The sequence below is a fragment of the Pseudomonas sp. GM80 genome (assembly GCF_000282515.1).
In the GTDB taxonomy this organism is placed as follows: domain Bacteria; phylum Pseudomonadota; class Gammaproteobacteria; order Pseudomonadales; family Pseudomonadaceae; genus Aquipseudomonas.
In genome coordinates this window covers 1-8,664 of record NZ_AKJD01000206.1, presented here as the reverse complement: position 1 = coordinate 8,664, position 8,664 = coordinate 1, and the positions used below count along the sequence as shown (strand labels likewise).

Annotated in this window: 7 protein-coding genes; 2 read left to right on the top strand and 5 right to left on the bottom strand. The window is 57.8% G+C overall.

Annotated features, from left to right (window positions below; translation table 11 throughout):
- Positions 1–116 precede the first annotated feature (116 nt).
- From zapE to PMI37_RS26520, 3 genes are all read right to left on the bottom strand, one after another.
- A complete protein-coding gene (gene zapE / locus PMI37_RS26530) occupies positions 117–1,211 on the bottom strand; it encodes a cell division protein ZapE (RefSeq protein ID WP_045123300.1) in 1,095 nt (364 codons plus the stop codon).
- A 90-nt stretch (positions 1,212–1,301) separates the two neighbouring features.
- On the bottom strand, positions 1,302–2,657 hold the full coding sequence (locus PMI37_RS26525) for a tryptophan--tRNA ligase (RefSeq protein ID WP_008086957.1): 1,356 nt from the start codon (positions 2,655–2,657) through the stop codon (positions 1,302–1,304).
- Between the two features lie 24 nt (positions 2,658–2,681).
- Entirely contained in the window at positions 2,682–3,311 is a 630-nt protein-coding gene (locus tag PMI37_RS26520; RefSeq protein ID WP_045123301.1) for an alpha/beta hydrolase, read from the bottom strand.
- Positions 3,312–3,455: 144 nt separating this feature from the next.
- Between PMI37_RS26520 and PMI37_RS26515 the strand changes: the two genes are divergently transcribed.
- The gene (locus PMI37_RS26515; protein ID WP_008086953.1) at positions 3,456–3,890 is read left to right on the top strand and encodes a YhcB family protein; all 435 of its coding nucleotides are present in this window, start codon (positions 3,456–3,458) and stop codon (positions 3,888–3,890) included.
- Positions 3,891–4,118: 228 nt separating this feature from the next.
- Here the strand turns inward: PMI37_RS26515 and PMI37_RS26510 are convergent, their stop codons facing one another.
- Both PMI37_RS26510 and PMI37_RS26505 read right to left on the bottom strand, forming a co-directional pair.
- A complete protein-coding gene (locus tag PMI37_RS26510; RefSeq protein ID WP_008086951.1) occupies positions 4,119–4,856 on the bottom strand; it encodes an OmpA family lipoprotein in 738 nt (245 codons plus the stop codon).
- Positions 4,857–4,965: 109 nt separating this feature from the next.
- Positions 4,966–5,610, bottom strand: a complete 645-nt coding sequence (locus PMI37_RS26505) for an MBL fold metallo-hydrolase (protein WP_008086949.1) — start codon at positions 5,608–5,610, stop codon at positions 4,966–4,968.
- A 203-nt stretch (positions 5,611–5,813) separates the two neighbouring features.
- Between PMI37_RS26505 and PMI37_RS26500 the strand changes: the two genes are divergently transcribed.
- The coding region (locus PMI37_RS26500) for a M10 family metallopeptidase (protein WP_008086948.1) at positions 5,814–8,664 on the top strand (2,851 nt) is incomplete at its 3' end.

Below are 8,664 nucleotides of genomic sequence, written 5' to 3'. Positions count from 1 at the left end.
GGTTGAATGATGGGGCGAGTCCATACATAGGAGCTGGCGAAGCCTGCGATCTTTTGATCTTCAGCGCATAAAAAAGGGCCTGCAATTGCAGGCCCTTTTTATTTGCCGAAATCCGCTTAAGGCTTGTGCGCCCGCGACAGGAATTCGTGCGATTGCATCTCCAGCAGACGGCTCAGCGTGCGCTGGAATTCGAAATTCAAGCGGCCGCCGGTGTACAGATCCTTCAGCTCGACTTCAGCAGAAATGATCAGCTTGACGTTACGGTCGTAGAACTCGTCGACCATGTTGATGAAGCGGCGAGCGATGTCGTCAGTGGTGACGCTCATCTGCTCGACACCGCTGAGCAACACGGCGTGGAAGATCTTGCCGAGTTCGATGTAGTCGTTCTGGCTACGCGGGCCGTCGCACAGTTCGCGGAAGTCGAACCAGGCCACGTCGTCGCACGTACGCAACGCGCGGATCTCGCGGTTTTCGATGATCAGCACATCGTTTTCGACCGCTGCAGTGCATTCCGGTGTCAGCGCGCGGAAGCTTTTGCGCAGGCTTTCGTGGGACGCTTCGTCGAGCGGGAAGTGGAACAGCTCCGCTTGTTCGAGGTGACGCAGACGGTAGTCGACGCCGCTGTCGACGTTGACGATCTCGGTGTTCTGCTTGATCAGCGCGATGGCTGGCAAGAAGCGCGCGCGTTGCAGGCCGTCCTTGTACAGACCGTCCGGGACGATGTTCGAGGTCGCGACCAGGGTCACGCCATTTTTGAAGAGTTCTTCCATCAACGTGCCGAGAATCATCGCGTCGGTGATGTCGGAGACGAAGAACTCATCGAAGCAGATCACCCGCGACTCGTCGGAGAAACGCTTGGCAATGATGGTCAGCGGGTTTTTCTCGCCGCCGAGGGTCTTCATCTCTTCGTGCACGCGCTTCATGAAGCGGTGGAAGTGGGTGCGGGTCTTTTCCTTGAACGGCAGCGCTTCGAAGAAGGTGTCGACCAGGTAAGTTTTGCCGCGACCTACGCCGCCCCAGAAATACAGGCCCTTGACCGGCGTCTGATCCTTCTTGCCGAACAGCTTGCTCAGCAGTCCCGGCTTGTTTTGATCGGCGGCGATCAGATCGTCGTACAGACGCTGCAAATGACGCACAGCAGTTTCCTGCGCGGCGTCATGGAAGAAGTCCGGGCGTTTCAGATCAGCTTGGTATCGTTCTAGGGGCGTCATAATTCGTTAGCAAGGCAACAAAAACGGGCCGTCACTGTAGCGACGGCCCGTGGGAATGGCAATCGGCCCTTGGTCGGACCGTGCCGCCGATTAGTCCTGAACCGGGGTCAGCGCAATGCGCAACGCCTCGATGGCCGCGTCCCGCGCAGCAGCGTCGGCGAACGCCGGGCTGTCGCCGACACACTCGCCTTCCAGCCAGACGCTGAAACTCAGGTCTTCGCTGCGCACGTCCAGCGCCTGACCCGATTGCAGTTGCTTGGTCACCTGACCAGCGGTTTTACCGTCAGCGAAGTTACGCGACAGCAGCAATTGCTCGCCATCGGCCGCCAGCAGACGGAAGCGGAAGCTGCCGTCGTCTTCGCGGAAGCTGACGAAGCGTGCGGCTTTTGCGGCTTTCTTCTTGGTGGTTGCGGCAACCTGAACCTGATTGACGAACGAACGCAGGCCAACCGCTTCGCGCAGTTCGTTGAGGAACGGAGTAGCCACAGCACGGGCCTTTTTCGCGCCGATTTGCAGAATGTCTTCCAGATCAGCCGGGCGCTCAATCAACTGGTGATACTTGTCGCGCGCTTCGCCGAGATCGTTGTCGAGCAACTGGAACAGACGGTTCTTCGCCTCGCCCCAACCCAGACCACCGAGCAGTTCGCTACGGAACTCGTCAGCCTGCGCTGGCGTGGCGAACGCCTGGAACAGGGTGAACAGGTGCGAGTTGTCAGGATCTTTCGCTTCGCCCGGCGCTTTGGAGTCGGTGACGATCCGCGAAATCGCGTCCTTCATTTCTTTGGCGCTGGAGAACAACGGGATGGTGTTGTCGTAGCTCTTCGACATCTTACGACCGTCGAGGCCTGGCAATGTCGCCACGCTTTCTTCGATCAGCGCTTCGGGCATGGTGAAGAATTCTTTGCCCTGACCGAACAAGTGGTTGAAGCGCTGACCGATATCGCGAGCCATTTCCACGTGCTGGATCTGGTCGCGACCGACCGGCACCTTGTGCGCGTTGAACATCAGGATGTCTGCGGCCATCAGCACCGGGTAGCTGTAGAGGCCCATGGTGATGCCGGCGTCCGGGTCTTCACCGGTTTCGACGTTCTTGTCCACCGAGGCCTTGTAGGCGTGCGCACGGTTGAGCAAACCCTTGGCGGCGACGCAGGTCAGCAGCCAGGTCAGCTCAGGGATTTCCGGGATGTCGGACTGGCGATAGAACGTCACGCGGTCGACATCGAGACCACCGGCCAGCCAGGTCGCGGCGATTTCCACACGCGAGCGCTGGATGCGCAGCGGGTCATCGCATTTGATCAGGGCGTGGTAGTCGGCCAGGAAGTAGAACGAATCGGCATTGCTGTCGCGGCTGGCAAGGATCGCCGGGCGGATGGCGCCGGCGTAGTTACCCAGGTGCGGGGTGCCGGTGGTGGTGATGCCGGTGAGGATACGGGTACGGTTCGTCATGGGTAATCGCTTGTCAGACTGCAATCAATTCGAGAGACGCGGCAGGATCAGATCCTTGAGATCGGTCAGCTTGCCATGAAAAAAGTGTCCGCATTCTGCCATTTTCAACAGCTCATGGGGGCGCTGGAGTTTTTCCGACCAGTCGTAAACCAGCTGAGGCTCGATGACTTCGTCGGTTTCCGGCTGGATCACGGTGAGTTCGCCCTGCTGCGGCAGTTGATCCTGCTCGCCCAGACGCATGACCGCTGGCGCGACCATGAACAGATGTTTCAGTTGCACGCCCTGGGCTTCGAGACGACCGCCGAGACTTGCAGCAACAAATCCGCCGAAGGAAAAACCGAACAGGGTCAGCGGCAGATCCGGGTGTTTTTCCCGCAGCCATGCCGCAGCCGCCTGGGCATCGTCGACTTCACCGGTGCCCATGTCGTGCGAACCTTCGCTGGCGCCGACGCCGCGATAGTTGAAGCGCAAGGTAATCAGGCCGGCGTCGCGCGCGGTGCGCTGCAGGGTCGAGACGACCTTGTTGAGCATGGTGCCGCCCTGCACCGGGTTTGGGTGGCAGATCAGCGCGATGCCGCGCGGCTGCTCATTGTCGAGGTACAAGGCTTCGATTTGGCCGACTGGGCCGGCAATCACTACAGGGGTTTCACGCATCAGCAAGGAAGGAACTCCGTGACCTCGAATCGGGTCGACTCGTCTAGCAAATTGTCTGTGCCAATCTATTGCGAGTGAATCGCGGTATACAGCGCAGGTTCGAGCCGTTAACGTAAAGCAAAGCCGTTTATAGAGGAAGGACTCGTGGAACACTCGCTCTTAGTTTGGTTGTTACCGACTCTTGCCCTGGTTGTGGGTGTCGCCATTGGATTCCTGATCGCGCGCGTTGTGCCAAGCGCCGCGCCGAGCCGCACGCAGCGTCAACTGGATGATATCCAGGAGCGTTTCGACAGTTATCAGAACGAGGTGGTCACCCACTTCAACAGCACCGCGACGCTGGTCAAGAAACTGACCCAGAGCTATCAGGAAGTGCAGGATCATCTCGCCGAGGGCGCCAATCGTCTGGCCCTGGACGAGCAGACCCGTCAACGCCTGATCGCCGCGCTGCACGCCGACGCGGTACAGACCCCGCGCGAACGCCTGACGCCACCGCGCGATCAAGAGCCGCCGCGCGACTACGCACCGAAAACCCCGAATGCACCGGGAATGCTCGATGAGCATTATGGTCTGAAGAAGTAATCAGCCTTCGCTGCAAACAAAAAGCCCCCGGACAGTGAAGTGTCCGGGGGCTTTTTTGTGCCTGATAGTTTTGTGGTGCCGATTTGATCGCCATCGCGAGCAGGCTCACTCCTACATTTTGAAATGCATTCCCCTGTAGGAGTGAGCCTGCTCGCGATGAGGCCATAACCGGCCAGACAAAAAAATGCCCGATCACAGGATCGGGCATTTCTTCATTCAGGCAATCGCTTACGGATACTGCTGAACCGTACCCGGCTGCTGTTGCTGCTGACCACCATACTGCTGGCCCGGGATCGCCTTCAGGTTGACTTCAACCCGACGGTTCTGCGCCCGGCCATTGACGTCACCGTTGCTGGCAATCGGGTTATCCGGGCCGGCGCCACGGGCCGACAGGTTGGCACCGCTGACGCCTTGCGAGGTCAGGTAGGTCGCCACGCTCTGCGCACGACGCTGCGACAGGTCCATGTTGTGCTGGCGGCTGCCAGTGCTGTCGGTGTAGCCGACGATTTCAATCTGGTTCTGGCTGAATTCCTTCAGCGAGCCCGCGAGGTTGTTCAGCGGCTGGTAGAAGCTGGAAGCGATGTTCGCCGAGTCGGTGGCGAAAGTGATATTGCCCGGCATGATCAGCTTGATCTGATCGCCCTGGCGCTGCACTTCAACACCGGTGTTGGCCATGCTCGCGCGCAGTTTTTTCTCTTGCTGGTCGGCGTAGTAACCGTAGCCGGCTGCCGAGGCACCCACCACGGCCGCACCGATCAGCGCGCCCTTGCCACGGTTGTCGTGACCGATGGCGGCACCGGCCAGTGCGCCGGCCAGTGCACCGAGGCCTCCGTACTTGGCGGTTTTGCTCATGCCTTGCGAGCCACCGTCGGCCTGGCCCTGATTGTCATACGGGTTGGGCGAGGCGCAGCCGGACAGCACGGCCACGGCAGTAGCGACAATAATCAAACGACGCGTGGTGAACATGGAAAGCTCCTACTTTTGCATTCTATGGTGGCCATTTGGCAATGGACCTGTGCGGGCGTTGGATCATGACAATGCCGAAAAATTCCGCCGACAACCCGTGACAAAATATTTAGGCACGCACAAACGGGTTCTCGCGCATTTCATCGCCCAGACGCGTATCCGGACCATGGCCGGTCACAACCGTGGCGTCTTCGTCCAGGGTGTACAGCCGTTGCTTGATCGAGCGCACGATGGTCGCCTGATCGCCGCCCCACAAATCCGTGCGCCCTACGCCGCGACGAAACAGCGTGTCGCCGGCAATCAACAGCTTAGCCTCGGAAAACCAAAAGCTCATGGAACCTGGCGTATGCCCCGGTGTATGCAGGGCCACGCCGCAGCCACAGGCCAACTCCTCATCGTCGCTCAACCAGCGATCTGGCGATGGCACCGGCACGTAAGGCACGCCGAACATCTGGCATTGCATCTCCAGGTTGTCCCACAGGAATTGATCTTCCTTGTGCAGATGCAGGGTTGCGCCAGTTTTCTCCTTCATCTGCCCGGAAGCGAGGAAGTGATCGAGGTGTGCGTGGGTGTGGATGATGCTCACCACTTTCAGACCCAACGCATCCAGGCGCGCCATGATCAGATCGGGATTGCCGCCCGGGTCGACGACGATGGCTTTCTTGGTGATCGGGTCGCCGATGATCGTGCAGTTGCACTGCAACGGGCCGACGGGGAAGGTTTCGCGGATGAGTGAAGGCGTTACAGCTGACATGAAAATCCTCGACAGACGGCAAAGGGCGCTTGCTCAGGATTCTACTGCACAGGCCGATACAGAACGCCAGGTCAGTAATTTGACGCCACTAATCAGAAAATAGTGGCCCTATGATGTCAAATGTATAAATTCTGGTGCAAAATCGCCTTCTTTTTTGTAGCGGTCGCATTCAGGAAGGGCCGCATAGTATTCAGGAAATCCCTATGCCGACGCCCAAGACTTACTCCTTCAGTTTCCCTTCCTCACTGACCGGCAATGCTACTGTCGACAGTCTCATTTCCGGCACTTACTGGCTGGGATCGAACTGGAGTCCGTTTGGGCCAACCAACCTGAGCTATAGCTTCATGGCGCCGGGTACCTCGTACTTCGTCACCAATTACAGCCCCGACAATGAATACAATGCGCTCTATGAACTGACGTCGGGTCAGAAAAATGCGGTGATCACTGCATTGGGTTCGTGGAGTGCGGTTGCCAACCTCAATTTCACGCTGACCAGCGATGCGCTGACCAACGTCGGTGATCTGCGTTTCGGCGGCTACCGACTGATGGATAACAAGACCGCAGCGTGGGCTTATTTCCCTGACGACACGCCGGTTGCCGGCGATGTCTGGATCGGTCCACAAACCAACGATCCGAATCCGGGCAAAGGCACTTACGACTACATGACCTTCGTGCATGAAATCGGCCATGCGCTGGGTCTCAAACACCCATTCGATACCAGCCCAACCAACAAGACTCTGCTCAATCCGCAGTTTGACGACGTTCACTTCACGGTGATGAGTTACAACAGCAACTATTCCTATCAGCCGACAACGCCGATGATCCTCGACATCATCGCGATTCAGAGTCTGTATGGCGCCAACATGCAGTGGCAGACCGGTGACAACGTCTACAAATGGGACGCCAACCAGTCGATCTTCGAGACTATTTGGGATGCTGGTGGCAATGACACCATCGATGGCAGCAATCAGTTGGCTGCCGTCTCGATCAACCTGAACGAAGGCGCCTACAGCCAGATCGGCAAAACATTCATGGACCTCAACAGCAATACCGCCATCAATGACGGGCTCGGTATTGCGATGGGCGCCAAGATCGAAAATGCCGTTGGCTCGGCCTTCAACGACACGTTGATCGGTAACGATCTGGATAACACCCTTAACGGTATGGCGGGTGCCGATGCCATGACCGGGGGTAACGGTAACGACACTTACTACGTCGATAACGTCGGCGATACCATCGTTGAACTCGCGACGGCCGGTTCAGGCATCGACACTGTCATTTCGTCGATCAGCTACACCTTGGGCAACAACCTCGAAAATCTCACGCTGGCTGGCTGGGGCAACCTGAACGCGACCGGTAACGGACTGAATAACGTGCTCACCGGCAATGCCGGCAACAACATCATCGACGGTGGCGTGGGGGCAGACACGATGATCGGGGGCGCCGGTAACGACACCTACTACGTCGACAACATCATGGATACGGTGATCGAGACCAGCACCGCGCCGAACGAGATCGACAATGTCATCTCCTCTGTCGGTTTTGCGCTGGGGGCCAACGTTGAAAACCTGACCCTGACCGGTACCGACAACATCAATGCGGTTGGCAACAACCTGAACAACATCCTCATCGGCAACAGCGGCAACAACTCGCTGAGCGGCGGAGCGGGCCTGGACACCATGATCGGTGGTGCCGGCAATGACGTGTACAACATCGATCAGGCCGGTGAACTGGCGCTACTGGTTGAAAACGCGAATGAGGGTTCAGATGTCCTGAACATCACCTACGCCGCCACACCGCAGACCAATGTCATCGATCTCAACCAGACCAGCCTGCAGAACGTTGAAAACGTACTGTTGACCGGTGCTGGTGCCTTCACCGTGGTCGGCAACGACCTGGACAACATCCTGGTCGGCAACGCCTACAACAACACCCTTCAAGGTGGCGCCGGCAATGATCAACTGGACGGCGGCGCAGGTATCGACACACTGGTCGGAGGCACCGGGGACGACATCTACACCGTCGATAACGCTGCCGACATCATCGTTGAGGCGACTGGCGAAGGTCATGATCTGGTCAAGGCCTCCGCGAGCTATACCCTGGCAGCCAACGTCGAAGACGGTCTGCTCTTGGGCAACGCCTCACTGAATCTGACCGGCAACGATCTGGACAACACCCTGACCGGCAACAACGGCAACAACATCCTCAATGGTGGGACAGGCGCCGATACGATGATCGGCGGTGCAGGCAACGATATTTATTATGTCGATAACATCGGCGACAAGGTCATTGAGCAAAATTTTTCGCTGACAGAAATCGATACCGTCATGTCGACGATCGATTACACCCTGGGTGACAACCTGGAGAACCTGACCTTGTTGGGCTCCGCCAATATCAACGGCACCGGCAACTGGTTCAACAACACCCTGATTGGCAACAGCGGCAATAATACCCTCAACGGTGGGGCGGGTGCCGACACCATGATCGGTGGTGCGGGCAACGACACCTATATCGTCGATAATATCAATGACCTGGTGATCGAGACCGGGTTCAAGAACAACGGCATTGATACCGTTCAATCCTCCATCAGCTACACCTTGAGCGATAGTGTCGAAAATCTGACCCTCACCGGCTTCGCCAACATCAACGCTGTCGGCAACGCTGAAGATAACGTGCTGATCGGCAATGCCGGCAACAACATCCTGGTCGGCGGCGCTGGTATCGATACGATGATCGGCGGTGCAGGCGATGACGTCTACAACATTGACGACCTCCACGAGCTTGACCTATTGGTCGAAAATGCCAACGAGGGTACGGATGTTTTGAACATCACCTACAACCCTAATCGCTTGGAAACACTTGTCGACCTGACCAAGAACAACCTGCAGAACGTCGAGAACGTGCTGCTGACCGGTGTCGGCGAATTCAAGGTGATTGGTAACGCCTTGAACAACATCATCGTCGGCAACGCCAGCAACAACATCCTCAATGGCGGCCTCGGTGCCGACACCATGACCGGCGGCGACGGCAACGACACCTATTACGTCGACAACG

Bases quoted from the DNA above. Each gene is read 5' to 3' on its own strand.
- zapE (WP_045123300.1), bottom strand. From the start codon at position 1,211: ATGACGCCCCTAGAACGATACCAAGCTGATCTGAAACGCCCGGACTTC.
- PMI37_RS26525 (WP_008086957.1), bottom strand. From the start codon at position 2,657: ATGACGAACCGTACCCGTATCCTCACCGGCATCACCACCACCGGCACC.
- PMI37_RS26520 (WP_045123301.1), bottom strand. From the start codon at position 3,311: ATGCGTGAAACCCCTGTAGTGATTGCCGGCCCAGTCGGCCAAATCGAA.
- PMI37_RS26510 (WP_008086951.1), bottom strand. From the start codon at position 4,856: ATGTTCACCACGCGTCGTTTGATTATTGTCGCTACTGCCGTGGCCGTG.
- PMI37_RS26505 (WP_008086949.1), bottom strand. From the start codon at position 5,610: ATGTCAGCTGTAACGCCTTCACTCATCCGCGAAACCTTCCCCGTCGGC.